Annotated in this window: 30 protein-coding genes and 1 pseudogene; 10 read left to right on the plus strand and 21 right to left on the minus strand. The window is 70.4% G+C overall.

Annotated elements, in window-relative coordinates:
* Positions 1-47 precede the first annotated feature (47 nt).
* From VJT49_RS29445 to VJT49_RS29455, 3 genes are all read left to right on the plus strand, one after another.
* Positions 48-983: an alpha/beta hydrolase gene (locus tag VJT49_RS29445; RefSeq protein WP_324168222.1), complete on the plus strand. Its 936-nt coding sequence runs from the start codon at positions 48-50 to the stop codon at positions 981-983.
* 221 nt (positions 984-1,204) lie between these two features.
* Entirely contained in the window at positions 1,205-1,969 is a 765-nt protein-coding gene (locus VJT49_RS29450) for a thymidine kinase (RefSeq protein ID WP_324168223.1), read from the plus strand.
* A 250-nt stretch (positions 1,970-2,219) separates the two neighbouring features.
* Positions 2,220-2,567, plus strand: a complete 348-nt coding sequence (locus tag VJT49_RS29455; RefSeq protein ID WP_324168224.1) for an RNA polymerase-binding protein RbpA — start codon at positions 2,220-2,222, stop codon at positions 2,565-2,567.
* Between the two features lie 87 nt (positions 2,568-2,654).
* On the opposite strand, the gene VJT49_RS29460 is transcribed toward VJT49_RS29455, so the two are convergent.
* Genes VJT49_RS29460 through VJT49_RS29470 form a run of 3 tightly spaced genes read right to left on the minus strand, consistent with a single transcriptional unit; the run spans position 2,655 to position 6,657 of the window.
* The gene (locus VJT49_RS29460) at positions 2,655-3,410 is read right to left on the minus strand and encodes a polyprenol monophosphomannose synthase (protein WP_324168225.1); all 756 of its coding nucleotides are present in this window, start codon (positions 3,408-3,410) and stop codon (positions 2,655-2,657) included.
* A 24-nt stretch (positions 3,411-3,434) separates the two neighbouring features.
* Positions 3,435-5,042, minus strand: a complete 1,608-nt coding sequence (lnt, locus tag VJT49_RS29465) for an apolipoprotein N-acyltransferase (protein WP_414636112.1) — start codon at positions 5,040-5,042, stop codon at positions 3,435-3,437.
* Between the two features lie 10 nt (positions 5,043-5,052).
* Positions 5,053-6,657, minus strand: a complete 1,605-nt coding sequence (locus VJT49_RS29470; RefSeq protein ID WP_324168226.1) for an amidohydrolase — start codon at positions 6,655-6,657, stop codon at positions 5,053-5,055.
* A gap of 166 nt (positions 6,658-6,823) precedes the next feature.
* On the opposite strand from VJT49_RS29470, the gene VJT49_RS29475 reads away from it, so the two are divergent.
* Positions 6,824-8,191 (plus strand): lysine 2,3-aminomutase, encoded by a 1,368-nt coding sequence (locus VJT49_RS29475; RefSeq protein ID WP_324168227.1) that lies wholly within the window; start codon positions 6,824-6,826, stop codon positions 8,189-8,191.
* 58 nt (positions 8,192-8,249) lie between these two features.
* On the opposite strand, the gene VJT49_RS29480 is transcribed toward VJT49_RS29475, so the two are convergent.
* The 3 genes and pseudogenes from VJT49_RS29480 to VJT49_RS29490 form a co-directional block, all read right to left on the minus strand.
* On the minus strand, positions 8,250-8,453 hold the full coding sequence (locus tag VJT49_RS29480; RefSeq protein ID WP_324168252.1) for an SAM-dependent methyltransferase: 204 nt from the start codon (positions 8,451-8,453) through the stop codon (positions 8,250-8,252).
* Positions 8,454-8,550: 97 nt separating this feature from the next.
* Positions 8,551-8,814 (minus strand): SAM-dependent methyltransferase, encoded by a 264-nt coding sequence (locus VJT49_RS29485; protein WP_324168228.1) that lies wholly within the window; start codon positions 8,812-8,814, stop codon positions 8,551-8,553.
* A 116-nt stretch (positions 8,815-8,930) separates the two neighbouring features.
* A pseudogene (locus tag VJT49_RS29490) lies at positions 8,931-9,086 on the minus strand (SAM-dependent methyltransferase); the annotation flags it as partial.
* 139 nt (positions 9,087-9,225) lie between these two features.
* Between VJT49_RS29490 and VJT49_RS29495 the strand changes: the two are divergent.
* The gene (locus VJT49_RS29495) at positions 9,226-9,570 is read left to right on the plus strand and encodes a PASTA domain-containing protein (RefSeq protein WP_324168229.1); all 345 of its coding nucleotides are present in this window, start codon (positions 9,226-9,228) and stop codon (positions 9,568-9,570) included.
* Here the strand turns inward: VJT49_RS29495 and VJT49_RS29500 are convergent, their stop codons facing one another.
* From VJT49_RS29500 to VJT49_RS29525, 6 genes are all read right to left on the minus strand, one after another.
* A complete protein-coding gene (locus VJT49_RS29500; protein ID WP_324168230.1) occupies positions 9,571-10,164 on the minus strand; it encodes a hypothetical protein in 594 nt (197 codons plus the stop codon).
* A gap of 67 nt (positions 10,165-10,231) precedes the next feature.
* Positions 10,232-11,953 (minus strand): DNA polymerase/3'-5' exonuclease PolX, encoded by a 1,722-nt coding sequence (polX, locus tag VJT49_RS29505; protein ID WP_324168231.1) that lies wholly within the window; start codon positions 11,951-11,953, stop codon positions 10,232-10,234.
* Between the two features lie 4 nt (positions 11,954-11,957).
* Positions 11,958-12,581 carry an endonuclease gene (locus VJT49_RS29510; RefSeq protein ID WP_324168232.1) on the minus strand — a complete coding sequence of 208 codons (624 nt, stop codon included), beginning with the start codon at positions 12,579-12,581 and terminating at the stop codon, positions 11,958-11,960.
* Positions 12,582-12,617: 36 nt separating this feature from the next.
* Positions 12,618-13,739: an MGDG synthase family glycosyltransferase gene (locus VJT49_RS29515; RefSeq protein WP_324168233.1), complete on the minus strand. Its 1,122-nt coding sequence runs from the start codon at positions 13,737-13,739 to the stop codon at positions 12,618-12,620.
* A complete protein-coding gene (locus tag VJT49_RS29520; protein ID WP_324168234.1) occupies positions 13,690-14,640 on the minus strand; it encodes a DMT family transporter in 951 nt (316 codons plus the stop codon). The genes VJT49_RS29515 and VJT49_RS29520 overlap by 50 nt, the downstream gene beginning before the upstream one ends.
* Positions 14,641-14,723: 83 nt before the next feature.
* The gene (locus VJT49_RS29525) at positions 14,724-15,077 is read right to left on the minus strand and encodes a hypothetical protein (RefSeq protein WP_324168235.1); all 354 of its coding nucleotides are present in this window, start codon (positions 15,075-15,077) and stop codon (positions 14,724-14,726) included.
* Positions 15,078-15,120: 43 nt separating this feature from the next.
* Between VJT49_RS29525 and VJT49_RS29530 the strand changes: the two genes are divergently transcribed.
* Positions 15,121-16,197 carry a GDSL-type esterase/lipase family protein gene (locus tag VJT49_RS29530; protein ID WP_324168236.1) on the plus strand — a complete coding sequence of 359 codons (1,077 nt, stop codon included), beginning with the start codon at positions 15,121-15,123 and terminating at the stop codon, positions 16,195-16,197.
* A gap of 1 nt (position 16,198) precedes the next feature.
* Here VJT49_RS29530 and VJT49_RS29535 read toward each other — a convergent pair whose 3' ends face one another.
* The 4 genes from VJT49_RS29535 to VJT49_RS29550 form a co-directional block, all read right to left on the minus strand.
* Complete coding sequence (locus VJT49_RS29535; protein WP_324168237.1) at positions 16,199-16,486, minus strand: hypothetical protein; 288 nt, start codon at positions 16,484-16,486, stop codon at positions 16,199-16,201.
* Positions 16,473-16,706, minus strand: coding sequence for a DUF6364 family protein (locus tag VJT49_RS29540; RefSeq protein WP_324168238.1), 234 nt, complete (start codon positions 16,704-16,706; stop codon positions 16,473-16,475). The genes VJT49_RS29535 and VJT49_RS29540 overlap by 14 nt, the downstream gene beginning before the upstream one ends.
* A 73-nt stretch (positions 16,707-16,779) precedes the next feature.
* Positions 16,780-17,232, minus strand: a complete 453-nt coding sequence (locus tag VJT49_RS29545) for an Lrp/AsnC family transcriptional regulator (protein WP_324168239.1) — start codon at positions 17,230-17,232, stop codon at positions 16,780-16,782.
* Positions 17,229-18,368: a Xaa-Pro peptidase family protein gene (locus tag VJT49_RS29550; protein WP_324168240.1), complete on the minus strand. Its 1,140-nt coding sequence runs from the start codon at positions 18,366-18,368 to the stop codon at positions 17,229-17,231. Before VJT49_RS29550 ends, VJT49_RS29545 begins: the two co-directional genes overlap by 4 nt.
* 53 nt (positions 18,369-18,421) lie before the next feature.
* On the opposite strand from VJT49_RS29550, the gene VJT49_RS29555 reads away from it, so the two are divergent.
* On the plus strand, positions 18,422-19,354 hold the full coding sequence (locus tag VJT49_RS29555) for a 5'-3' exonuclease (protein WP_324168241.1): 933 nt from the start codon (positions 18,422-18,424) through the stop codon (positions 19,352-19,354).
* 29 nt (positions 19,355-19,383) lie between these two features.
* On the opposite strand, the gene VJT49_RS29560 is transcribed toward VJT49_RS29555, so the two are convergent.
* From VJT49_RS29560 to VJT49_RS29570, 3 genes are read right to left on the minus strand one after another with little or no spacing between them, the layout of a single operon-like run.
* Positions 19,384-20,007: a GOLPH3/VPS74 family protein gene (locus tag VJT49_RS29560; protein ID WP_324168242.1), complete on the minus strand. Its 624-nt coding sequence runs from the start codon at positions 20,005-20,007 to the stop codon at positions 19,384-19,386.
* Complete coding sequence (locus tag VJT49_RS29565; protein ID WP_324168243.1) at positions 19,991-20,245, minus strand: hypothetical protein; 255 nt, start codon at positions 20,243-20,245, stop codon at positions 19,991-19,993. The genes VJT49_RS29560 and VJT49_RS29565 overlap by 17 nt, the downstream gene beginning before the upstream one ends.
* Positions 20,245-21,153, minus strand: coding sequence for an SPFH domain-containing protein (locus tag VJT49_RS29570; protein ID WP_414636114.1), 909 nt, complete (start codon positions 21,151-21,153; stop codon positions 20,245-20,247). Before VJT49_RS29570 ends, VJT49_RS29565 begins: the two co-directional genes overlap by 1 nt.
* Before the next feature lie 86 nt (positions 21,154-21,239).
* Here VJT49_RS29570 and VJT49_RS29575 point away from each other — a divergent pair, with 86 nt between their 5' ends.
* From VJT49_RS29575 to VJT49_RS29585, 3 genes are read left to right on the plus strand one after another with little or no spacing between them, the layout of a single operon-like run.
* The gene (locus tag VJT49_RS29575; protein ID WP_324168245.1) at positions 21,240-22,160 is read left to right on the plus strand and encodes an ABC transporter ATP-binding protein; all 921 of its coding nucleotides are present in this window, start codon (positions 21,240-21,242) and stop codon (positions 22,158-22,160) included.
* Positions 22,157-23,353 (plus strand): ABC transporter permease, encoded by a 1,197-nt coding sequence (locus tag VJT49_RS29580; RefSeq protein WP_324168246.1) that lies wholly within the window; start codon positions 22,157-22,159, stop codon positions 23,351-23,353. Before VJT49_RS29575 ends, VJT49_RS29580 begins: the two co-directional genes overlap by 4 nt.
* Before the next feature lie 45 nt (positions 23,354-23,398).
* Complete coding sequence (locus VJT49_RS29585) at positions 23,399-23,824, plus strand: pyridoxamine 5'-phosphate oxidase family protein (protein WP_324168247.1); 426 nt, start codon at positions 23,399-23,401, stop codon at positions 23,822-23,824.
* Here VJT49_RS29585 and VJT49_RS29590 read toward each other — a convergent pair whose 3' ends face one another.
* Entirely contained in the window at positions 23,825-25,024 is a 1,200-nt protein-coding gene (locus VJT49_RS29590) for a GNAT family N-acetyltransferase (RefSeq protein WP_324168248.1), read from the minus strand. It abuts the gene before it with no gap.
* A gap of 4 nt (positions 25,025-25,028) precedes the next feature.
* Complete coding sequence (locus VJT49_RS29595; RefSeq protein WP_324168253.1) at positions 25,029-26,069, minus strand: GNAT family N-acetyltransferase; 1,041 nt, start codon at positions 26,067-26,069, stop codon at positions 25,029-25,031.
* Between the last annotated feature and the right edge of the window lie 177 nt (positions 26,070-26,246).

The following is a 26,246-nucleotide window of genomic DNA, read 5'->3' on the forward strand; positions in this document are numbered from 1 at the left end:
TAGTTGTCCGGTCCCTCCCGACCCCCGCGGCAGCCAGGGTGGTCCACATGCGTGAGCGCCGATGTCAGTCGATCACGGCCCCCGTCGAACTCGATGTCATCACCGAGGACGGCATCAGGCTCCATGCCGAGGTCAGCGGGAACCCGGCCGCACCGGTGACTGTGGTGTTCTGCCACGGCTACGGACTGAGTCTGAGTTCCTGGTGCCTGCAGCGGGCCGCGCTGGCAGGCCGCGCCCGGGTGGTGGCCTGGGACCAGCGGGGACACGGCCGCTCGGAGTACGGCGAACCGGGCAGTGGCGCCATCGACCAGCTCGGCCGCGACCTCTACCAGGTGCTCGAGCAGGTCGCGCCGACCGGGCCCGTGGTGCTGGCCGGGCATTCGATGGGGGGCATGACGATCATGGCGCTGGCCGAGCAGCACCCGGAGCTGTTCGGCGACCGCGTCACCGGCGTCGCCCTGCTGGCGACGTCGGCGGGACCGGTCAATCCGAGCCTCGGGCTGCCCGCGGGCGCGGCGGTCCTCCAACTGGCGGCGCACCGGGTGGCGGAGTGGATCGGACCCGACCTGGTGCAGTTGCTGGAGCTGGTGCGCCGCCTGCCGGGCTACCGGGCGGCGGTCAGGCGGCTGGTGCGCCGGTTCGCGTTCGCGTCCGCGGTGTCCACCACGATGGTCGACCTGCTGGTCGAGATGCTGGAGGGCACCCAGCCCGCCGCGGCCACGGACCTCTTCCGCCAGTTCCGCCTCCTCGACAAGCGGACCACGCTCACCGCGCTGCAACGGGTCAGCACCCTGGTCATGGTCGGCGACCAGGACGCCATCACCCCGCCCCGCGACAGCGAGGTGATCGTCGCCGCGGTGCCCGGCGCGGAACTGGTGACCTTGCCCGACACCGGGCACGCGCTGATGCTCGAGCGGAGCGACAAGATCAACGAATGGCTTTCGCCGCTGCTCCTGCCCGCTTCCCTTCCGGACGTCTCCTGAGGCGGCCGACCCCCTGCGCTGCTGGCCGAGGACAAGGCGGCACGTTTCGACCTCGCTTCGCCGCTGCTGCTGCTGCGGTTCACCGATACCACCGGACGGGGGCCATGGCGACCGCGTTCGGTGTTGGAGAACGTGCACGTCAGCGTGCCGCATCCGGCGCGCGGGAACTATCGGAACCATGGCCCGGGGGCGGGCCGCGGCAGGCGATAGGGTCAGCCGTCGTGACCTCGCTTGACGAAGATCCGACCGACGCGTTGTCCGTGTTGTCGTTGGCACGCCGGCCGCGGCGCGCACCCGCCCGCGGGCGGCTCCGGTTCTGTTACGGGCCGATGGACTGCGGCAAGTCGACCCTGGCGCTGCAGATCGACCACAACCATGCGCGCCAGGGCCGCCGCGGGTTGCTCCTGGTCCGGCACGACCGGTCCGGCACGCCCCAGATCACCAGCCGGATCGGCATCACGCGCAAGGCCGTCGAGGTCGACGCCGGCAGCGACCTGCGCGAGCTGATCCTGCGGCGGTGGGTGGCCGGGCAGCACATGGACTACCTGATCGTCGACGAGGCCCAGTTCCTCTCCCCCACCCAGGTCGAGCAGCTTGCCGAACTCGCCGACGAGGTGGGCGTCGACGTCTACTGTTTCGGCATCGCCACCGACTTCCAGAGCCATCTCTTCCCCGGTGCGCGACGGCTGTTCGAGCTCGCCGACGAGTTGCAGCCGGTGCAGGTGGAGGTGCTGTGCTGGTGCGGGGTGCCCGGCCGGTTCAACGCGCGGGTGAAGGACGGCGAGGTGGTCCGTGAGGGCGACACCGTCGTCGTCGCGGACACCGCACCCCCACCAAGCACAGAGCGCATAGTTGAAAATGAAACATCATCACCAGGGAAAGCCGAATTTGCTACCCTGCGTTATCAAGTACTGTGCCGCCGCCATTTCCGACTTGGCGACCTTGGCCCGGAAGCCGGTCACCACGGCCAGTTGCGCCTGACTTGAACCCCGTTCTCGCTGACCTGAACGGTCCACGTGGTAGCCCAACCGGGGGATAAACCTCACCAGACCAGGGAAACCGCGTCACAGAGAGGCTCCAATCGCCTCCCTTTGGTAGAAGCTGTTGACAAGGGGTGATACGGCTCATCGTGAGCAACGACATGATAACCGGGGAATCTGTGGGTACCCCCAGGTCGTTGCATAGGGTGAGCATCATCCTGGCTCCAACCCGAGAGCCGACTGAAAGGACGTCATCATGGCCGACCGTGTTCTCCGTGGCAGCCGGCTGGGAGCGGTCAGCTACGAGACCGACCGCAATCACGATCTGGCGCCGCGCCGCACCGTGCGCTACGCCTGCCCCAAGAACCACGAGTTCGAGGTGCCGTTCTCCGACGACGCCGAGATCCCCTCGGTGTGGGAATGCCGCCTGCACGGCAGCGAGTCCGAGATCGTCAATGGCGGGCAGCCCGAGCAGAAGAAGGTCAAGCCTCCGCGCACCCACTGGGACATGCTGCTCGAGCGTCGGTCCATCCCGGAACTCGAGGATCTTTTGAACGAGCGTCTCGCCGAACTGAAGGGCCGGCGGACGACGCGTTCGGCGTAGCTGGCACCGGCTCCCCACCGGCCCGAAAAGCCCGAAGCCCCCGTGACCCCTCCCGGCACGGGGGCTTTCGCCTGCCTCAGCGGCGAATCAGCGGCGAATCAGGCGCCGCAGCTGGCTCCAGCGGTGCCGGGCGCCCCAGACGCCCACGCTCAGGATGGCCTCGCGGATGATCGAGCCGCTCATCTTCGACTGGCCGATCGCGCGTTCGGTGAACGTGATCGGCACCTCGACCACCTCGAACCCGGCGGTCACCGTCCGCCAGGCGAGGTCGATCTGGAAGCAGTAGCCGCGGGAGGCGATCTCGTCGAGGTCCAGCTTCTCCAGCACCTCACGGCGGTAGACCCGGAACCCGGCGGTGATGTCCTTGATCTTCACACCGAGCGCGGTCCGCGAGTACAGGTTGGCGACGCGCGAAAGCAGCTCGCGGCGCTTGGGCCAGTTCACCACGCTGCCGCCCGCCACATACCGCGATCCGAGCACGAGATCGGCCTCGGCGAGCGCCTCCAGCATCCTCGGCAGGTCCTCCGGCGCGTGCGAGCCGTCGGCGTCCATTTCGACGATGGCCGCGTAGTCCCGCTCGAGCCCCCACCGGAACCCGGCGACGTAGGCCGCACCCAGCCCGGCCTTCTCGCGACGGTGCAGCACGTGGATCCGCTCGTTCCCGGCGGCGAGTTCGTCCGCCAGCTCGCCGGTGCCGTCCGGGCTGCCGTCGTCGACCACGAGCGCGTGCACCCGCGGGAGGCTTTCGTGCAGTCTGGCCAGGATGGGCGGAAGGTTGTCGCGCTCGTTGTAGGTCGGGATCACCACCAGCGTCGATGCTGCCGCCCGCGGTTCCTGCGCCATCCGTTCCCTCCCTCGGCGGAGGGCTCACTCCGCCACGGTTGCTCGCCTGTCACTGGCTCCTGCCCGCCGGGTGCGCCACGCCGGCACCAAGCCGGCCAGCACTCCCAGAAGCGCCAGCGAGACCAGCCCGTACTCCGTCCACGCACCAAGTTGATCCGACAGCGTAGTCGTGTCCCTGAGCGGCACGCGCCCGACCAGTGAGGACGCGGTGAACTGGCTGGTCGACCGGGTGACCGTGCCATCGGGCTCGACCAGCGCGCTCACCCCGCTGGTGGAGGAGACCACCACGGCCCGGCTGTGCTCGACCGCACGGAAGCGGGCGATGGCCAGTTGCTGGAAGGTCATCTCGCTCTCGCCGAACCACGCGTTGTTCGTGGGGAGGACGATGAGGCGAGCGCCGTCGTTCACGGCGTCGCGGGTCACGTAGTCGTAGGCGATCTCGTAGCAGATGGGCGTGGCGAGCCTGGTTCCGGCGGCGTCGAGGACGGCGGGTGCCGTGCCGGGCACCATGTCGCCGGTGTCGTCGAGGAACGGGGTCACCCATTCGGCGATCGTGCGGGCCGGGACGAACTCCGCGAACGGCACGAGCTGCTGTTTCGCATAGCGCTGCCCACGCCCGGTGTGCGGATCCCAGACGAACTCGGAGTTCTGCGGACGGCCACCTCGTGGCCAGTACCGCGCACCGACCAGCGTCGGCACGCCGAGGTCGGCGACCGCCTGGTCGAGCGCCGGGTCGGTGCCGCTCAGATCGGTCGCCGTCTCCGGCCAGACCACGAGGTCGGGCCTGGGCACCGCGCCGGACTGGATTTCCGTGGCGAGGCGCTCGCTCTGGATGAGGTGGTTCGCCCGCAGCGTCGGTGTCTCGGACATGAGCCCGAGCCCCACGTTGGGCGCGTTGCCCTGGACCGTCGCGACGGTCAGGCTGCCCGCCTGCGCCCCGGTGCCGATCGTCGGCCACAACGCGAGCCCGGTCACGACCGGAACAACCACGGCCGCCGCGGGCACGACGAAGGTCCGGCCCGGCCGCCGGACCACGAGCGCGGCCAGGGCGAAGCCGGTGAGCACGACGGCGAACCCGACCAGCGGCGCGCCGCCGATCGAGGCCAGCGGCAGGTAGGCGCCCTCGGCCTGGCTGAAGGCGACGCGGCCCCACGGGAACCCGCCGAGCGGCCACCACGTGCGCGGGGTTTCCGTCACGATGATCACCAGCGCCAGCCACACCGGCGCTCCCGGCAGCCGGGCGACCAGGGTGCACAGGGCGCCACCCAGACCGAGATAGGCGGCCAGCGCGGCGGACAGCGCCAGCCACGGCCAGGGTCCGAACTGCACGCCGAGGAAGTCCTCCAGCCAGGTCAGCATCGGGAGGTAGGCGGCCATGCCGAAGGCGAAGCCGTAACCGAGCCCGCCCCAGAACCGCCTGCCGCGCAACGCGATCCCGAACCCGGCGAACGCCAGGGGCGCCAGCCACCACAGCGGGCGGGGCGCGAAGCTGAGGTAGAAGACGAACCCGGAGGCCGCGGTCAACACCAGCCGCAGCAGCCACGGCCGCCACCGCCGTCGCTTCCGGATGCCGGACGCCGAGGGTTCCGGCTCTGGGGTTTCCGTTTCGGAAGCTGAAGCAGGTACCGCCACGGTGGTAACCCTAGGCGGAGGAGGTGAACACATCGTAGATGACCTGCCCGGCCCGGACGGTCCGCAGGCAGGCCGGCAGCGGCGCGCCCGGGTCGAGCGGCGGCAGTCCCGGCACGCGGGATCCCGGATCGGTCGACCAGCGCCGCACGCGGGAGTCGGACGCCGCGACGACGAGTTCGGCCGCGTCCCAGATCGTGTAGTGGGCGGGAGCACCGGGGACGAGGCTGCCGGTCACGCCGTCGTTCACCCCGGCCGCACGATGCCCTCCCCTGGTGTGCGCGTTGAACGCCGCTCGAGCGGACAGCCCCGAACCCGGCGTGCGGTGATGCACGGCGGCCCGCACGCTCGCCCACGGGTCCAGCGGGGTCACCGGGCTGTCCGAACCGAAGGCCAGCAGCACGCCCTGGGCCGCCAGCATGGCGAACGGGTTGAGCCCGGCCGCCCGGCCGGCGCCGAGGCGGGTGGCGTACATCCCGCCCTTGCCGCCCCATGCCGCGTCGAACCGGGGTTGCGTCGACCCGGTCACCGCCCATCCGGCGAGCGCGGCGGCCTGGCCGGCGTCGACCATCTCCAGGTGTTCCAGCCGGTGCCGGCGCGCGGCCAACGCCCGCTGGCCCACCGCCTTTTCCGCCAACTGAAATCCGCGTACCACTTCGGCGACCCCCGCGTCGCCGATGACATGGAAACCGGCCTGCAGCCCGGCCTCGGTGCACGCGGCAAGGTGCTCGGCGATCGTGTCGGCGTCCAGGTAGCGGGCACCGGTCGTGCCGGGCGCGTCGGCGTAGGGCTCGTGCAGGGCCGCGGTGTGCGAACCGAGCGCCCCGTCGACGAACAGGTCTCCGGCCAGCCCGGGCAGGCCGAGCCGCCGGGCGGTGCCGATCGCGCCGAGCTCGCCCCAGTAGCCGACGACCTCCGGCCGGCCGGACCCGGCGGACAGGGCGAGCAGATCAGCGAGATCCTGTTCGCCGGAGACGTCCGGCCCGGCGCATTCATGCACGCTGACGATCCCGTTTTCGGCGGCCGCGTGGAGGAACGCTTCCTGCGCGCTCCGCCGCCGCGCCGGGGTGATCGCGCCGCGGACGGCGGTGCGCACCAGGTGGTGGGCTTCGCGGGTCAAAGGGCCGTCGGGCGACCAGCCGTCCGCGTCACGAGCCCGCGGCGCGAGTGCGACCAGCGCACTGGACACCAGCGCCGAATGCACGTCGACCCGGCTCAGGTACACGGGTACGTCCCCGGCCACGGCGTCGAGTTCGGCCCGGCTCGGGATCCGGGGATGCGACCAGGCCGATTCGTCCCAGCCGTGGGCGATCAACACCTCACCGGGGCGGGCCTCGGCAGCGACCGCGGCGAGCAGTTCGCCCGCGTCGCGGACGCCGGTCAGGTCGAGGCCGGTGAGATGCAGGCCGGTCGCGGTCGCGTGGACGTGGGCGTCGACGAAGGCCGGCGCCACGAAGGCCCCGTCGAGGTCGACGATCCGGGCGCCCGGATGCAGGGCACGGCCCGGCCCGTCCTGGCCGACCCAGACCACGGTTTCGCCCGTGACGGCCATCGCCGTGGCGTCGGGTGAGCTGGGCGAGTGGATGCGGCCGCCGAGCAGCAGCGTCGTGTCGTTCACGGTTCGAGTTTGCCCCCACACCCGGCCGGGCCCTGTGGGGGCATCGCCCCCACCCCCGGTGCGTTGACACGATGTTGGCCCACACTCGACATGCGGCGGAAATATTTACGGCATATTGTCCTGGTAGCCGTAATCTTTTACGCGATCATGCCGACGAGGAGCACAGATGACTGCGATCCAGGAGACTGTCTCACCCGCCGACACCCTTGAGCAGCCGTACGAGTACGTCCGCACCGAACTGGTCGAGCCGGACTGGCGCCGCTTTCCCGGCTGGCGCGACGTCACCCAGACGCAGTGGCGGGACGCGCAATGGCAGCGGGTGCACTGCCTGCGCAACAGCCGCCAGCTGCGGGCGGTGCTCGGCGATCTCGTCGACGACCGTTTCTACGCCGATCTGGAAGCCGACCAGCGCGAACTGGCGACCATGTCGATGCTCCTGCCGCCACAGATGCTCAACACCATGAACCTCGATTCGACCGAAGCCTGCTACGCCGACCCGGTCCGGCGTTACATGCTGCCGGTGCGCAGTGACCGGGACCCGCGGTGGCCGAGCCACCCGCACTCGGCGCGGGACTCGCTGCACGAGGCCGAGATGTGGGTGACAGAGGGCCTCACCCACCGCTACCCCACCAAGGTGCTCGCCGAGTTGCTGTCCACCTGCCCCCAGTACTGCGGGCACTGCACGCGGATGGATCTGGTCGGCAACTCCACCGAGCAGGTCGCCAAGCACAAACTGGCACTCAAGCCGGTGGACCGGCAGGACGCGATCATCGACTATCTGCGGCGGACGCCCGGGGTCCGGGACGTGGTGGTCTCCGGTGGCGATGTGGCCAACGTGCCCTGGCACCAGTTGGAGTCGTTCCTGATGCGGCTACTGGACATCGAGACCGTGCGGGACGTGCGGCTGGCGACCAAGGCACTGGCCGGTCTCCCCCAGCACTGGCTGCAGCCGAGGGTCGTCGAAGGGCTCGCACGGGTCGCCGGAACCGCAAACCGGCGCGGCGTGAACCTGGCGATCCACACCCATGTCAACCACGTGCGGTCGGTCACCCCGCTGGTCGCCGAAGCGGCCAGGACGGCGCTCGAGGTCGGGGTCCGGGATGTCCGGAACCAGGGCGTGCTGATGCGCGGCGTGAACGCCACGCCCGCCGCGCTGCTCGACCTCTGCTTCGCGCTGCAAGGGGAGGCGAACATCCTGCCGTACTACTTCTACATGTGCGACATGATCCCGAACGCCGAGCACTGGCGGGTCGCGGTGTTCCAGGCCCAGGAACTACAGCACGCGATCATGGGCTACCTGCCCGGTTACGCGACACCGCGGATCGTGTGCGACGTGCCCTATGTGGGGAAACGCTGGGTGCACCAGGTGGCCGAGTACGACCGGGAACGCGGCATCTCCTACTGGACCAAGAACTACCGCACCGGCATCGAACGCGCCGACCCGGAAGCCCTCGATCGCCGCTACCCCTACTACGACCCGATCTCCACCCTCCCCGAGTCCGGCCGCAGGTGGTGGGCAGCCGCGGATCATTAGCCTCCGCACAGGCCCACGCGGATGTCGGCGGGGGCGGCCTCGGGCATTTCCCGGACAACTACCGCGGTTTTACGGCCACCCCGCACCAGGCGCACGGACGCGACTGCCGCTCGGCCACGCCGATCCGGCGGGCGTCCGGACGCCAGTCGGGCAGGTGGACCAGACCAGGCTCCAGCAGCGACCAGTCGCCGAAGAACGGCTGCACCTCCGGACGGGAGCGCAACCAGCCCGGATTGGTGGTGGACTGGTAGGCCGCGACCAGCCGTCACCATCTCGCCGCCTCCGGCGGGGTCTGGTCGCACGCGATAGGGGAGATGGCCAGCCAGCTCCCCGGCGCGAGCAGCTCGCGGACGCCTCCATCAGCTCGGCCAACCGGTCCCTGGCCCGATGAAATGCAGCACGGCGACCGCCGGCAGGCACACCGGCCGGTCGCGGTCGACAAGCCGCCGCGTGCCGGGATCGGTCAGCACCTCCCGCCCTTCGCGCAGATCGCGCTGCACCATGGCCGCCCAGCCGGTCGCGCCCTCCTGCCCGAGCAGAACGCGGGCGTGCGCGGCCGCGACGTCCTCGTAGTCGACGTACACCACCGGCGCCTGTTCGCCTTCCGGGAGGCTTTCCCGCACGATCGACGTTCCCGGCGGACGGGACACCCGAACCGAGGTCGGCGAACTGGCGGATGCCGGCGTCCACGGCCGCCCCGACCACCCTGCCCAGCCACGCCCGATTTCGCCCGCGCCAGCGGCTTGATCAGCGGGAAGACGCTTTCCACCCGCTTGACGAACTCCCGGTCGACCGCGTAGTTGTCCGTACCTCCCAGATACCAGCCGTACATGCGAGCGGCGGATGGCTTGTCCACGTCCACTTCCTCCGGTGCCGGCGGTGCGGCTCCCCCCACGGATCATGTCCCCTGTCGACCAACCACCGTCAACCAATCTCACCGGGACCGTTACCGTTTCCTGGGAACGGTGGCACCCGAGCCATCGACACCGTCGACACCGGGGAGGTCCGTGGTGAAAGGTCCGGCCAAGCTCGCGGTGTGCGCGATCGCGGTGGTGCTGACCGCGACGGGCTGCGCGAACGGCACACCCGATGAGAGAAACCCAGGATCCACGCCGGGCCGTACCAGCGAGAAACCGAAACAGTGGACGATGCCGAACCTGGTCGGGGCAGGCCTGCAACAAGCGCAGGACAACCTCCAGGCGCTGACCGGCAACGCGATCTTCTTCACCACATCGCACGACGTCGGCGGCCAAGGCCGTAATCAGGTGCTCGACGCCGACTGGAAGGTTTGTTCGCAGAACGTCGCCGCCGGCGCACCGATCGGCATCGACACGAAAATAGACTTCGGCGTGGTGAAGGTACGCGAGTCCTGCCCCTGATCACCGGACCTGCGTGGCCAGCGTGTCGGTGAGTTTCGTCAGCTGGGCGGTGGAGAATCCCTCGGCCGGATCGAAGACGACGACCAGCGCGCCGTCCCCGCCGGGAACCTCGAGTTTGTCGATGGCCGCCTTCCCGCTCGGCACGGTCACGACATCCCCCGGCTTCACCGACGCTTGGCCGGCGGCGAGGCCCCGGACCTCACTCAGCCGTGAGTCCGACCAGGCCACGACCGTCGGCAGCAAGCCGTCGAAGGCCGAATTCGCCTTGCTCGTCACGAGCAGGGCCGTTTTGACCTCGGTGGCGCCGATTTCGTAGAAGCATTCGATCTCGACCGCCGGCGCGACCGACTTCAGGAAGGAACCCGCGTCCGCCGAGTCGCTGTTCGTCACGGTGACCGGGGTCGTGTCGGCCGGCGCGGCGGACCCGCCGATCCCCGCGGCCTTCGCGGCCGCGTTGACGTCGTACGGGACGGGGCACACTTTCGCGTCGTCGCCCGCCATCGGTGCTGACCGCCTGATCAGGTCGTCGACCTTGATCGCCGGACGGCCCAGGGAAACGTCGCCTCCGCCGCAGGCGGTGATGACGACCGTCATGGCGGCCAAGATGCCTGCCCTGATCCCGGGATGCATGGGACAGGAAGCTACCAACGTTTTGGCGGCTTCAGGAGCGTCTGCGAAGGAAGGAGCGCAGCTTTTTCAGTGGCCAGGTGTTGATCACGTCGTCCGGGGTGAGCCAGCCGCGCTGCGCGGTGCCGACGCCGTAGCGGACTCCGCCCAGATGCAGGGTCGAGTGCGAGTCGCTGTCGATCGCGAACTTCACGCCGAACCGCTTGGCCCACAGGATGTGCTCGTCGCGCAGGTCGAGCCGGTCCGGGAACGAGTTGATCTCCAGCGCGGTGCCGGTCCGGGCGCAGGCCCGGAACACCTCGTCGAGATCGACGTCGACCGCGGGGCGGCGGCCGATGAGCCGGCCGGTGGGATGGCCGATGATGTCGACGTGCGGGTTCTCGCAGGCCCGCACCAGCCGCCGGGTCATCTCCTCCCGGGTCTGGCCGAACAGCGAGTGCACCGAAGCCACGCAGATGTCGAACCCGGCGAGGAAGTCCGCGGGCCAGTCGACCTCGCCGTCGCCGTCGATGTTCAGTTCGGTGCCGTGCAGCAGCCGCATCCCCCGGTATTTCCGGTCGAGTTCGCGCACGCGGTCCCGCTGCGCCAGCATCTTCTCGTCGGACATCCGCTGCATCGCCAGGTTCGGCGCGTGGTCGGTGACCGCGTAGTACTGGTAACCCCGTTCCGCCGCGGCCGCCAGCATCTCCTCCAATGTGGACACACCGTCGGTCAGATCGGTGTGCGTGTGGAGGTCGCCGCGGAGGTCTTCCTCACGCACCAGCCGCGGCAGCTCGCCCCGCTCGGCCGCGTCGATCTCACCGCGATCTTCGCGCAGCGTGGGTGGAATCCAGTCCAGGCCGAGCCGCTGGTAGACCTCCTCCTCGGTCTCGGACACGACGAGTTCGCCGGTTTCGACGTCGAACAGGCCGTACTCGGACAGCTTGAGCTTCGCGTGCACCGCCCGCTCGCGGGTCCGGATGTTGTGTGCCTGCGAACCGGTGAAGTACTGCAGCGCCGCGCCCCAGGCCTGGAGCGGCACCACCCGCAGATCCACCTGCAGCCCCCTGGTGGTCCGGATCGAGGTCTTCTTCTCGCCGCTCGCGATCACCTCGCGGACGAAACCGAGGTCCTTCAACGCCGCCATGATCGGGCCGGAATCGTCGCTCGCCGCCAGGATGTCCACGTCACCGATGGTTTCCCGGTAGCGTCGCAGGGAGCCGGCATAGGTGCAGCGACGGCAGCCGGTGATCGCGGACAGCGCGGCCACGACCTCCTCGGCCACCCCCATCGCCACGTCGAGCAGGACCCGGTCCCCCGCCTGCCGCATCAGTTCGACGCCGTGGAGGATGTTCTCCTCGGTCTTCGGCCCGAACCCCTTCAGGTCGCGCAGCCGCTCGGAGCCGATCGCGTCCACCAGTTCGTCGACCGACGCGATGCCCAGTTTCTCGTGCAGCAGAGCCGCCTTCTTCGGACCGAGCGTGGGGATCGCGATCAGCTGCCGGACACCGGCGGGGATGCGCGCCCGCACCTCCTCGAACACCGCCACCTGCCCGGTCGAGAAATACTCCTCGATCTTGTCCGCGATCGACTTGCCCACGTTGGGAATCTGCCGCAGCTCCCGCCCGCTGAGCGCGGCGATGTCCTCGTGGTGGCCGCCGATCGCGCGGGCCGCCTTCTCGTAGGCCCGCGCCTTGAAGGCGTCGCCACCGGTGATGGCCAGGAGGTCGGCGTACTCCTGCAGCAGAGCCTCGACGTCCTCGTTCGATCGGCTCATGGAGCTACCGTAAGCTTTCGGCGAGTTTCCTGTCCCGGCTGACGCGCACCAGCGCGGCGGCGAACCGGGCGAGCTCGTCCTCGGGCACCAGCTCCGCCAGCTTCGCGGGATCGTCCGGCAGGCCAAGACGTTCGGCGCCCTTGCGGGCCTTGTCGTCCAGATACGGCCGCAGCTCCGGCCAGACCTGTTGTGCCTCGCGGCAGAAGATGTCCACGCCGACCGGACCGAGCCGCGGGACCTCCCGCAGCAACTCGCGCAGCTTGGCGCGGTCCCCGTCCGCCCGGTCCCGGAGCTTGCGGAGGTCGCCGGAGTACTTGTCGAGCAGCAACCTGGCGCCGTCGCCGAGTGCCGTGGCGGTGCTCTCGTCGTAACGCACGTAGTGTCCGCGCCCGAGCGCGTCGACACGGTCCTGCCAGCTCGCCTCGACCATCCGGCGAGGGGTTCCCATACCCGCCTTGAACAGCCCTTTCGCCGCCGCCACGGCAATCTTCGCCTGGATCCGCGCCGACATCAGCACCGAGAGCACGAGCAGCCGGTACAACGTCGACGGCGTGTTCGCCGGCTTGATGCCCGCCTCGGCGGCGAAGGTCCGGCCGGCCGCTTCCAGCACACGCTCGACCCGTCCCATGTCCCCCGCGTACCCAGCGGACCCGGGACCACACCCCTACGAGGCGCCGGCCAGCGCGCGCAGGCCTTCGGTGAGGTCGCCGGTGGACGCGCGGTGCCGGTTCGCGGCTTCCGCCATCGTCTTGCACTGCCCGGGATCGGCGATGAACCCCCGGACGGCCGCGGCCAGTTCCCCGTCGTGCGCGCAGACCACGGCCAGCCCCGCTTCGGCCATCAGCGCGGCGTTCGCCCTGCCGTGAGCCGCGATGGGCCGGTGCATCAGCACGGGACGGCCGCAGGCCAGCGCCTCCAGCCCGGTCGCGCCGCCGGCGTTGGTGACGACGACGTCCGCGGCGATCGTGTACGTGGCCATCTCGTCGGTCCACCCCAGCAACCGCAGGCGGGACTCGCGCTCGGCCAGCGGCCGCAACCGCTGCCGCAACCGCTCATTGCGCCCGCACACCACCACGGGAACCACGTCGGGGTGGGCGCCGAGCAGTTCCTTCGCCGCGTCCTCGACGTCGCCGAAACCGAGCGAACCACACGACACCAGCGCGATGAACGCCCCCGAGGGAAGGCCGAGGCGGGTGCGTGCCGCCTCGGAGTCGCCCGGCCGGAACTCGTCGCGCACCGGCGGCGCGGAGACCGCCACCGGCGCGCCCGGCACACAGCGCAGCGCGGGATCCACCGCGCACCGGTGCATGACCAGGTTGAGGTCGATGTCGCCGTACACCCAGAACGGGTGCGGCGCGAAGTCGGAAATCCATGCCCCGGTGGGGGCGCGCAGCCTGCCGCGCCGCCGCAACCATTCCAGGCCCGCCGTGCCCAGCGGGTAGGTCGAAAGCACGAGGTCGGGCGCGAACTCCGCCACCGGCCGGGCCAGGCGCCTGCCGGACCACGCGGCCACAAACCGTTTGGAGGCCACGGCGAACCAGTGATACCGCCACAGCGAGCGATAGAAGAACTCGTACAGCCACGGGGTGCTCTGCACGTTCGACACGTAGATCCACCGGAACAGCGGGCCCACCCCGGTACCCATCACGTCGAGCGTGTCCAGCCAGCGCACCGTGGCCTCCGGCCACAGCCGCCGCACCGCGGCCTCCAGCGCCCGCCCGGTCGCGTTGTGCCCCTCACCCATCTCGGCTGAGACGACCAGCACCCTCTTCACGCTGCCGTTCACTGTCCTCCCTCCCTTCCCCGGTCTCCCGGGCGAGCTTGGTCGCCCGGCCGGACAGCAGCACGATCCCCACGATGATCACCGCGCCCGAGACGGCCTCCCCGAACAGCGCCGACGGTGCGGTGCTGGCCGTCTCGCCCATCCACCACACGCCGATCGCGACGCCGGCCAGCGGATCGAGCGCGGTGATCACGGCCAGCGCCGGGGTGAGGAACCGGCCCTGCTGGAAGGTGTTCTGGCTCAACAGGAACCCGAGCGGACCGACCAGGCACACCACGTAGAGCGTCCAGTTACGGAACGGCGCGGTCAGGTCGGCCCGGGCCTGCACGGCGACGATCTTCATCAGCCCGGCGGTGATCCCGTAGAGCACGCCGGTGGCCACGGCGAGCCCGAGCACCCTCGCCGAGCCGTGCGCCGTCACGGAAACCAGCAGCCCGAGCAGGGTGAGCACGGTCAGCGCGATGGCGAGCGGGATCGCCTGCGAACCGGACGACAGCCGGTCGGAATTGCCGCTCGGCCGGGCCAGCAGCAGGAACGACGCCAGCCCGGCGGCGCAGGTCACCGACCCGGCGATCATCACCTTGTCGGCCTTTCTGCGCTCGATGCGCGCGGAGAAGACACCGGCGAAGATCAGGGACGTGATCAGCAGCGGCTGCACGACCAGCAGCGGCGCGTACGCCAGCGCCACCAGCTGGAGCGCGAGCCCGGCCCCGGTCGCGACCATCCCGACCAGCCACAGCGGGCGGTGGGCAAGCCCGCGCAGTAGGCCGGGGTCGAGAATCCGGCTGACCTCGACCTCCTTGGTGGCCTGTGCCTGCGCCGCGCTGGCCACCCCCATGCAGGCGGCACCCACCACCGCGGCCGGAACGGCCAGCAAAAGCGCGGCACCGGTCGAGGCGGCCATCGGACATCCACTTCCCGTGTGGGCCTGCGGTGAAGTTTCTCGTCGCCGACACTACAGAAACTCTGGATCGATCACCGGGATTTTCACCGGTGACCCTGGCGGGACACCCAATTCAGCAGGTCGCCGCCGCGGTTGAGACAGTCGGCGCAGATCACCGAGCCCTGCTGGGTACAACTCATCCTGGCCAGCGGACGCCGGAAACCGAAGAAGGTCCGGCGTTCGCTACGGCCGCAGAACTCGCAGGCCTGCGCCGCGGGCGAGATCACCAAGGCCAGCCCGGTGCCGCCCGGGCTCACCCGTTCCCGCCGGTCGTTGACCAGGAGCAGGCCCGTCTCCAGGCAGTCGGCACAGATCGGCCCGCGTGGGCCGGGCGCACGACGCTGGCCGGGAGCGGGGAGCCGGTCGCAGAAACGGCAGCGCGGCTGGCTGTTCGTCATAGCTTGATCACGGCCCTTCGGCAAGTCCGTAGACTTCGTTGCGATGCGACGGTTTCGATGGTGGATCGGCGCGGGAGCCCTGCTCTTCGTCACGGTCCTGGTAGCGGTGCTCGTGCTGACCTGGGGGCCGGGTACGCCACCGGCGAAACGCCAGGGACCGCCCGGCACCGGTCCGCTGACCATCGTTTCGCTGGGAGACAGCACGCTCTCCGGTGAGGGTGCCGGGGACTACACGGCGGACACCAGCGGCGCGAACGGCGACTGGTGTCATCGCTCGCCCAATGCCACGGTATTCGAAACAGACGTGCCCGGTATCGCGGCCAAGGTGAATTTCGCCTGTTCCGGTGCCCCTTCGGCCCAGGTAGCGCTGGGCGACGTCCGGCAGTACACCGAACCGTCACAGGCGGGACAACTGGCCGGGCTGGTGAAGACACACCGGGTGGCGATCGTCGTGGTCGCGCTCGGCGCCAACGACGATCCGCATTTCTCCCAGCTGATCAACGACTGTTTCCAGGCCTGGTTCATCGCGGGCAGCCCACCGTGCAGCACGACGGTGGAATCCGCCTGGACCACCCGCGTGAACAGCATGGTGCCCAAGGTGACCGCGGCACTCGGCGACGTCAAGAAGGTGCTCGCCCAGGCGGGCTACGAGACCGGCGACTACCAGCTGGTACTCCAGTCCTACGCGGCACCGATCGGCCCGGACGTGCCGCCGAACCTGCAGAACCTCAACGGCTGCCCGTTCCGGACCGAGGACCTGAACTGGGTGCGGGACGACGGCGTGCGGGTGCTGTCGGCCGGTTTGGCCAGGGCCGCGAGCCAAGCGGGCGCGCGGTTCCTCGACCTCTCACGAGCCGGTGCCGGACACGAGGCGTGCAGCGGCGGGGCCGACGCGAGCAAGGAGTGGTTCAGCAGGCTGACCCTGCGGCTCAACGACCTCTCCGACGTCAACCGCGCGAGCCACTCGCTCCAGGAATCCTTTCACCCCAACGCGAACGGGCACGCGCAGATCGGCCGTTGCCTGACCGAATTCCTCGCCACGTCCCTGCCCACGTCGGCCTGCCTGTCCGGCGCGGACGGCAACCTGCATTCGACGGTCAGCATCGCGTCACCGGGCTGACTCACAGATCAAGGGCGGCGCGCAGGGCGATGTCGACCCGTTCCTGAACACCCTGGTCGATCTCGGCCACCCGCTCGGCGAACCAGCCGCGGTAGAGCCGGGTGAGGTTCAGGGTGGAAATCCAGAGCCGACCGTCCAGCGCCACGCCGAGAATGTCCTGCGGATCGTCCTCCAGCAGCTCGGTGCCCAGCAACCAGGGGCGCTCGGACTCGTTCACGCCGTCCGAGGACAGCACGAGCACGGTCCGTTCCCGGGCCGGCTGGTAGATCCAGATCTCACCCCTCCGCACGCAGCTCCGCTTCCGCCGCGGTGCGTTCGGCCTCGTCGGCCGCCGCCAGTTCCTCCGCGTCCGCCGTGCGGGCCGGTCGCTGGTGGCCGGTGCGGACCGCTTCCCGGCGGGCCGCCTTGGACAACCAGGACGACAGGGAGATGCCGTGCTGTTTGGCGGCCCGCTCCGCGAACTCGACCGCCGCGGCATCCAGCGACAAGGTGACCTTACGTGTTGCCATACCTTTTATCGTACTCTTCCTACGGAAGGGCCGTGTCCGGTGTCCGGTGAGGGGTACGACCCCCGGACCCCCTTCACACGGTCGGCGAGCGGCCTTCGAACGGGGTCGACAGCACCACGGTCGTGCGCGTGGAGACCCTGGCGGCCTCGCGGATCCGGCGCAGCAGGTCCTCCAGCGCCCGCGGTGAGGCCACCCGCGCCAGCAGGATGTAGGACTCGTCCCCGGCCACCGAGTAGCAGGACTCGATCTCGGTGATGTGCTCGAGCCGCTTCGGGTAGTCGTCCGGCGCGGCGGGATCGTTGGGCGTCAGCGAGATCAGCGCGGTCAGGGGCAGGCCGATCAGCTCGCCGTCGAGCCTCGCGTGATAACCGCGGATCACGCCCCGCTGCTCCAGCCGCCGGACCCGCTGGTGCACCGCGGAAACCGACAACCCCACGCGTTCGGCCAGGTCGGTGAAGCTGCACCGGCCGTCCTCCGCCAGCTCCCGTGCGATCGCCTGGTCCAGCGCCTCCAGCGGGCTGGTCATGACTCGAGCACCACCAGCTCGTGCGGCCGGTTGTTGAGCGCCTCGACGCCGTCCGCGGTGACCACCACGATGTCCTCGATCCGCGCGCCCCAGCGGTCCGGAAGGTAGATGCCGGGCTCGACGCTGAAGGCCATGCCGGGTTCGAGGGTCAGGTCGTTGCCGCCGACGATATAGGGCTCCTCGTGCACGTCGAGCCCGATTCCGTGGCCGGTCCGGTGGATGAAGTACTCGCCGAATCCGGCCTCGGCGATCACCCGCCGGGCGGCGGCGTCCACATCCTGCGCGGTCACGCCGGGACGCACCGCCCCGACCGCGGCCCGCTGTGCCCGGCGGAGGACCTCGTAGGTCCCGGCCACATCGGCGTCCCGGGGCTCGCCGACGGCGTAGGTGCGGGTCGAGTCCGAGTTGTAGCCCTCCGGAAGCGGGCCCCCGATATCGATCACCACGACATCCCCGGGCTCGATCACCCGTCCGGAAACATCATGGTGCGGGCTCGCGCCGTTCGGGCCCGAGCCGACGATCACGAAGTCGGCGTGCGCGTGGCCCTCTTCCACGATCGCGGCGGCGATGTCCGCGCCGACCTCGGCCTCGGTGCGGCCGGGGCGCAGCCACTCACCCATCCGCGCGTGCACGCGGTCGATCGCGACACCCGCGCGCCGCAACGCGTCGATCTCCGCGGCGTCCTTGCGCATCCGCAGCTCCCGCACGACGGGCCCGGCCAGCGTCTGCTCGGCGTCACCGAGCGCCGCGCGAAAAGCGAGCACGTGCAGCGCGATGGTGTTGTCGCTGACCGCGACCCGGCCCGGCTTGCCCAGCCGGCCGGCCACGATCCGGTACGGGTCGTCGCCGTCGACCCACGTGACCACCTCGATGCCCAGCTCGCCCATCGGCACATGCGCGTATCCGGGCGCCTCCAGCTTCGGCACGACCAGCGCGGGCACGCCGCCGCCCGCGGGCAGCACGAGGGTGGTCAGTCGCTCGAAGGAACCCCCGGCCTCGCCGATCAGGTAGCGCAGGTCCGAACCCGGCGCGATCAGCAGGGCATCGGTCCCGGCGTCGGCTGCCGCCCCGCGGGCGCGGTCGAGGCGGGTACGAAGGATGGCCGGGTCCAGGGTCTGGGGCGGTCGGCTTGACATGGGGGAAAGGGTATCGGCTCACGCCCTGGCCCGGGCCGTGGCAGGCTGTCCTCGTGACGCTGGCCCTGCTGGACTCCGCGAGTCTGTACTTCCGCTCGTTCTACGCGCTGCCCGAGTCGATGACCGCACCGGACGGCACGCCGGTCAACGCGGTGCGCGGGTTCGCCGACACGCTCGCCAGGATCCTCACCGACCGGCGGCCGTCCCGGCTCGTCGCCTGCCTGGACGCCGACTGGCGGCCCCGGTTCCGGGTCGAGTTGCTGCCCAGCTACAAGGCACACCGCGTCGCCGACGAGGAGGCGAACGCCGAAGAGGTGCCCGACACCCTCACTCCGCAGGTCCCGATCATCCTCGACCTGCTCGACGCCGTCGGGCTGGCCACCGCGGAGGCGGCCGGTTTCGAGGCGGACGACGTCATCGGCGCGCTCGCCGGGCGGGAGAAGCAGGACCCGGTCGAGGTGATCACCGGGGACCGCGACCTGTTCCAGCTCGTCCGCACCGATCCGACGCCGGTCTCGGTCGTCTACGTCGGCAAGGGCTGGGCCAAGGCCGAGGTGCTCGGGCCGGGCGAAGTGGCCGAAAGGTACGGCGTGCCCAGGGACAACGCCGGTCCCGCCTACGCCGACATGGCGGTGTTGCGCGGTGACCCGTCCGACGGCCTGCCAGGGGTCGCCGGGATCGGCGAGAAGACGGCCGCCAAGCTCATCAGCCAGTTCGGCTCGGTCGAGGCCCTGCTCGACGCGGCGAAAACGGGCAGCCGCGAACTGCCGCTGAAACTGCGGATCAAGCTCACCGGCGCCGAAGAGTACCTGACGGCCGCTCCGGTCGTCGTCCGCACCGCCGTCGACGCGCCGGTGAGTCTTTCCGGCCCCGACACCGTGCCGGCCGCGCCCGCCGACCCCGGCCGGGTCGGCGCGCTCGCGGAACGCTGGAATCTCGGCGGTTCGGTGAAGCGTCTCCTCGCCGCGCTCGGGGCACGGCGGTGAATTCTCCGCTGACTTCCCAGCTTCCGCTGTCAGCTCGCGCCCCGGGCGGCGACGGCCCGGCGCAGCGCGGCCGGAATCGGCTCGATGGCCTCACCCAGTGCCGCGATCCGGGCCTTGAAGCGGCGGCGAGTCCGTCCGTTGAGGACAGTTCGCAGCCCGGCCGCGGCGGCCAGGGCGGCAAGCGCGGCCACACCGGGGTCGACACGGGACTCGGGCTGGTCGCCGAGGACGGCGTCCTGAACGTCCGACACGAGCCGCCGCGCGTCCTCGGGTGCCAGGAGTGTGATCTTCATCGTCGGGAACAGGCCGAGGACCCGGGCCCGCCCGAGTTCGAGCACGCCCGCGTCCGCCAGCCGGTTCGCCATGACCTGGACGATGCGGCGGTCACGGTCGATCCACCGCCGCCACGAACGGGGCCGGGACTCCGTGATCTCGTCCAGGACCCCTTGCGGCAGCGGGTCGAGATGCCACGCCGGGCCGGCGGGCACGGCCTTGCCCGCCTCGTTCCGGAGATGACCGCGCAGGACGAGATCGGCCAGCACGGCCGCCCGGAGCACCAGATTCAACTCGTCGCGCTGGGTCAGCCGCTGCCGGCCGTGGTCGACCGCGAGCAGGAAAACCTTCTCCGGCAGCGATTCAGGTAGTCTCGTCATCGTCTATTCCGTCCTCAGTGGACTTTCGCGGCCGTCCGGGACGGCGCATCCGGCCGACTTCGCGGGGCAGGCGGCCGCCCTCGGAAAGCGCCTTCCGCAACAGGAACTCGATCTGCGCGTTGGTGCTGCGCAGCTCGTCGGCCGCCCACCGGGCGAGCGCGTCGTGCACGGCGGGATCGAGCCGCAGCAGGATCTTCTTCCGCTCGGCGCGTTTCCCGGTGTCGCCGCCGCCAGGCACTACTGGTAGAGCGTTCCCGTGTTCACGACCGGCTGGGCGTCCCGGTCGCCGACGAGCACCACGAGCAGGTTGCTGACCATCGCCGCCTTCCGCTCCTCGTCCAGCTCCACCACATCGTGCTCGGCGAGCCGGCTCAGCGCCATCTCGACCATGCCGACCGCGCCCTCGACGATCCGCTGGCGGGCCGCGACGACCGCCCCGGCCTGCTGGCGCCGCAACATCGCCTGCGCGATTTCGGGGGCGTAGGCGAGATGCGTGATGCGCGATTCGATCACGCTCACCCCGGCCGGCGCCACGCGCGCCCCGATCTCCGCGGACAGCTTCTCGGTGATCTCGTCCGCGTTGTCCCGCAACGAGAGCCTGCCGTCGTCGCTGTCGTAGGGGTAGGCGTTGGCGATGTGCCGCACCGCGGTCTCGGTCTGGATGCCGACGAACTTGACGAAATTGTCCACTTCGAACAGTGCCTGGGCGGTGTCGCGCACCTGCCAGACCACCACCGCGGCCAGTTCGATCGGGTTCCCGTCCGCGTCGTTTACCTTGGTGACGGCGGTCTCGTGGTTCCGGACCCGGGTGGAGACCGGACGCCGCGCCGAGAACGGGTTGACCCACTGCAGGCCGTCGTTGCGCAGTGTCCCGATGTACCGGCCGAGCAACTGCACGACCCTGGCCTCGCCGGGCGCGACCGCGGTGAGGCCGGCCACCAGCAGCGCGGCCACGACCAGCAGCGCCGGACCTGCGGCGAGCAGCGCGACCACCTGGCCGCCGATCCCCTTGACGAGCGCCTCGATCCCGCCGAGGACCAGCAGAACCGCGAGCCCCAGCATCAGGAACCCGGGAACGGCACGCACGAGCCGCTCGCGCGTGCGCGGTACCGGCATTTTCGGGATTTCCGGAGTTTGCTCTGCCATCATGGTTCGACCTTCCCCATACACTTGCCGACACCCGCCGGTTAGTAGCATAGTGATATCATATTATTCGTTGGGGACGAGAGGGGATGACTGGGGTGGTTCGACGGCTGGAGATCGACGCGATCTCCAAGAGATACGGCGACGTGGTGGCCTTGCGGGAGATGGCCTTCGACGTCCGGGCCGGGGAACTGTTCGGTTTCGTCGGCAGCAACGGTGCCGGCAAGACCACGACGATGCGGATCGTGCTGGGGGTACTCGCCGCCGACGGCGGCGAGGTGCGCTGGGACGGCAAGCCGATCACGCTGACGACCCGCAGGCGGATCGGGTACATGCCGGAAGAACGCGGCCTCTACCCGAGGATGAAGGTCGCCGAGCAGTTGGTGTACCTGGCCCGGCTGCACGGGATGTCGGCCGGCCAGGCCCGGCGTTCCGCGGATGAATGGACCGAACGGCTCGGCGTGGCCACCCGCCGCGACGACGAGGTGCAGAAACTCAGCCTCGGCAACCAGCAGCGGGTTCAGCTCGCCGCGGCCCTGGTGCACGAACCGGACATCCTGGTGCTCGACGAGCCGTTCTCCGGGCTCGACCCGGTCGCGGTCGACGTGATGAGCCAGGTCCTGCGCGAGAAGGCGGCCGAAGGCGTGCCGGTGGTGTTCTCCAGCCACCAGCTGGACCTGGTCGAGCGGCTGTGCGACCGGGTCGGCATCGTCCGGAGCGGGCGGATGGAGGCCTGCGGCACGGTGGACGAGTTGCGGTCCGGCGGGACCACCCGGTTGCTCGTGGACGCGCCCGGGGCGCCGGATGGGTGGGCCGACGATCTGCCGGGGGTGACCGTGCTCGGCCGAAACGGCGCCCGGACCGAACTCGAACTCGGCGACCGCGCCGACGACCAGGCGGTGCTGAAGGCCGCGCTGGCCACCGGGCCGGTGCACGAGTTCACGCGGCGGCAGTCCTCCCTGACCGAACTGTTCCGCAACGTAGTCACGCACGAGGAGGCCGGCCGATGAACTTCGAAATGGGCATTTGGCAGCCGGTCGGGCTGGTCGCCTCACGTGAGATCAGCACCCGGCTGCGCGCCAAGGCGTACCGGATCAGCACACTCGCGCTGCTGATCACCATCGTGGGGTTCACCGTGGTGATGAAGCTGATCGGCGGCAGCGCGTCCACCACCAACGTCGGTTTCGTCGCACCGACCGCGCCCCAGGCCGCGTCGTTACAGGCCACCGCGAAGGCGATCGGTCAGGAGGTCACCACCACGCAGGTGGCCGACGAGGCCGCGGGCCGGGCCAAGGTCGGCGACGGATCGCTCGACGCGGTGCTGATCGGCGACGGGACCCGTGTCGAGGTCGTGGTGAAGAAGGACCTCGACCAGAACCTGCGCAACGCGCTCAACGTGGTGGCCGGGCAACTCGCGCTCAACCAGCAGATCGTGAGTCTCGGCGGGGATCCCTCGCGGGTGAACGCCGCGGTGGCGAACGCGAGTGTGACCGTCCAGCCACTGGAGCAACCCCACGAGTACAACGGCCAGCAACTGGTGCTCGGCATCATCGCCGGGATCCTGATCTACATTTCCCTGATGCTCAACGGCCAGGGTGTGGCGCAGGGCGTGGTCGAGGAAAAGACCAGCCGGGTGGTCGAACTGTTGCTGGCCACGATCCGGCCCTGGCAGCTGATGGCGGGCAAGGTGCTCGGCATCGGCGCGGTCGGGCTGCTGCAGGTGGTGCTGGTCGGGGCGGTGGGCATCGCCGCGGCACTGGGCACCGGGGTGCTGACGATCTCGGTGTCGGCGGCGGTGGGCACGGTGATCTGGGTGATCGTGTGGTTCCTGCTGGGCTTCCTGATGTACTCGATCGTCTTCGGCGGGCTGGGCGCGCTGGTCTCCCGGCAGGAGGATGTCGGCGGAGCGGTCACCCCGGCGCTGATGTTCGTCGTCGTCGGGTACGTCATCGGCATTTCGGTCCTGCCGTCGGACCCCGGCAACTCACTGGTCGAGGTGCTCTCGATCATCCCGGTGTTCGCGCCGACCCTGATGCCGATGCGGCTGGCGATGGGCGGGGTGCCGGTCTGGGAGGCCGGCCTGTCCGTCGTGCTGGTGGTGGCGGTCATTCCGGCACTGATCTGGCTGTCCGGCCGGATCTACCGCAACGCCGTGCTCCGCACGGGCGCCAAGGTCAGGCTCCGGGAGGCGCTGCGCGCCTGAGAGCGGTCGCCGGTAGCTGCCGGTGGCCGGCGCTACCTTCAGCGCATGACGTTGTCAGTGCGTGACCGAGAGCGATTCCTGGCCGAACCTCACATCGGTGCGTTGGCGGTGGCATGGACGTCGGACCGTGCCCCGCTGACGGTCCCGACCTGGTACCGCTACACGCCAGGTGGGGAACTGTGGATCCACACGGGGCCGGATTCGCGGGAGGCCCGGGCGATTCGAGCCGCGGGGCGATTCAGCCTGATGGTGCAGCGGACGGAACCGACTGTGCGCGACGTATCGGTGGCAGGACCGGTCACCCGGGTCGCCCCAGGCGGTCCGGAGCGGTCCTGGGAGATGGCCGCACGAGACCTGCCACCGGACCGGGCCGCCGACTTCGTGGAGTACGAACGAATTCAACTCGGCGAGCATGTTGGCATCCGCATGCGACCGGACAACTGGTTGTCTGCGGACCTGGGTTCGTTCTGATCAGAACGGCGTGCCGCACCAGGGCGACACCGGCACCCGGAACAGGTCGTCGGCATGGTGGGGCGCGCCGGGGTCCACGGCCTCGATCCGGCCGGTGGCCGCGAGCGCGCTGGCGCGCCACTCCCCCAAATAGATCATCGCGAGGGTGTCGGCGTCGAGCCGCAGTTGCGCGCGAGCGTCCGTCCGCGAGGCACCGTCGGCGGTCACCCGGTAGCGGCCCCCGTTCTGAGGCAGCAAGGTGTCGCGGACCTCCAGCACAACGGGCTCCCCGGCCCGATAGGTGCGCGCGGCGAGCGCGGCGGGGACGTCGAGGATTCGCACCCACAGTTCGTCCCAGGCCCCGGTGACCTCGCAGGCCCTCGAGTCGACGAGCATCGCGGTGAACGGCTCGTCGACCGGGCGCGACGCCCGGATCTCGGACACCAGATCGATCTTCAGGAGGAACCGCCACAGGCCGGCCAGCGCCGGCACGCTCGCCGCGTGCAAGTCGCGCACGCGCAACAGCGCGCCCGGGAGCGTCACCTCATGGCGGTCTATAGGCTTGTAGAGCACGAAGCCGTCGTCGCCGCCGGGACCGGTATGGACGGCGGTGAGATGTTCTCCGACGATCCGGTGCCGGGCGTAGTGCCACCAGCGCTCGCGCCGCTCGATCATGCCCGGCCGGCGGAGCCCGATCCGCTCGTACAGCCGGGGAATCAACTCGAGCGCCTCATCCACTTCGATCAGCCGGACCCTGCCGCCCTCCGGCACGTGATCGCGGAACCGCACTCGGTGCCGGATGAGCCGCACATCCTGGCAGCGGGTCGCGATGCCATAGCCGAAGCGGCCGTAGATCGTGGTTTCGCTGGCGTGCAGCGCGGCCAGGACTTCGCCCCGGCCGACCAGGTCGCGCAGCTGCTCCCGCATCATCGCGGTGAGCACCCCGCGCCGGGTGTGATCGGCGCGGACACCGACCCCGTCGACGGCCGCGGCAGGCACCACCCGGCCGCCCGGCACCGCCATCGCCGTGCCCACGGAACTCGCCACGCCGATCGGCTCGTCGCCGGCGAAGGCCCCGATCTTGCGCTCGGCGGGAAACGCCTCCCGGCGCTTCTCCCAGAACTCGTCGGTCAGCGGCGGAGCGTGCAGCGCCCGGCCCAGCACGTCGAACAGCGCGCGCTGCTCGCCCTCGACCACCGGGCGCACCACGAAATCGGCCATGGCTTCAGAAGTGGGTCCCGCACCAGGCGGCGACCCTGGTGCTGAACAGGCGATCCGCCCGCGCCACCGATGACGGATCGATCGGCTGGATCCACCCGGTGTCGGCGAGCGCGGACGCCCGCCACGCGCCGAAGTACAGCATCGCGAGCGCGTCCACGCCGAGCCGGAATCCGGCGGGCTCGCCGGTCCTGACGACCTGCCCGGAGGACACGAGGTAGCGGCCGGAATTGGCCTCCAGCACCGGATCCACGACCTCGATCACCACGGACTCCCCCTCGTACTCGCGCGCCGCCAGTGCGGCCGGAACGTCCACCAGGCGCAGCCAGGCATCGTCGTCCTCGCCCGCGATCGGCGCACACATACGCGCGTCGGTGAACAGCAACGCGGTGGGCTCGTCGGCCGGGCGGCCTTCCAGCCTGATGACGTCGACCAGATCGACGCCGAGCAGGTACCGCCAAAGCCCGGCGAAGGTTTCCGCGTTCGCGGCGTGCATGCTGATGACGTCGAGCACGCCGGGATCGCCGTGACGTGACCTCTCGGTGGTGTAGACCACGAAACCGTCGGGCCCATCCGGTCCGTTGTGGACGGCCGCCACGATCGGGTTCTCCGCCTTGCGCGCGTGCCGCTCGAAGGCGGCCCACCAGTACGGCGGCCGGGTCATCATGCCCGGCCTGGTGTGCGGTAGCGCGTCGTAGATCCGCGGGAGCCGCTCGAAGATCCCGTCCACCCCGAGCAGGTCGATCTCGCCCCCGGTGGGCACCTCGGGCCGCAGCACCGCTCGCCGCCGGTCGACCCGGTAGTCCCGGGTCCTGGTCGCGATGCCGTACCCGAAGCGGCCGTAGATCCGGCCTTCGCTGGCATAGAGCATGGCCACCGGCACGCCACGGGTATGCAGCTCGCGCAGTTGCGTCCGCATGAGTTCGGTGAGCACTCCGCGGCGGGTGCGGTTCGCCCGCACCCCCACCCCGGTGACCGCGGCCATCGGCACCCGGTTCCCGCCGGGCACAGTCACGTCCGCGTCGAACGACCGGGCGGTCCCGATCAGTTCGCCGCCAAGGGGGTCTGGGGGCTTGCCCCCAGTCGGGGTCCGGGGGTCGAACCCCCGGAAAGCAGAGCGGTCCGGGGGCCTGCCCCCAGTCGGGGTCCGGGGGTCGAACCCCCGGAAAGCAGAGCGGTCCGGGGGCCTGCCCCCAAGTCGGAGTCCGGGGGTCGAACCTTCGGA

Source organism: Amycolatopsis sp., assembly GCF_035276945.1.
Classification (GTDB): Bacteria; Actinomycetota; Actinomycetes; order Mycobacteriales; family Pseudonocardiaceae; genus Amycolatopsis_E.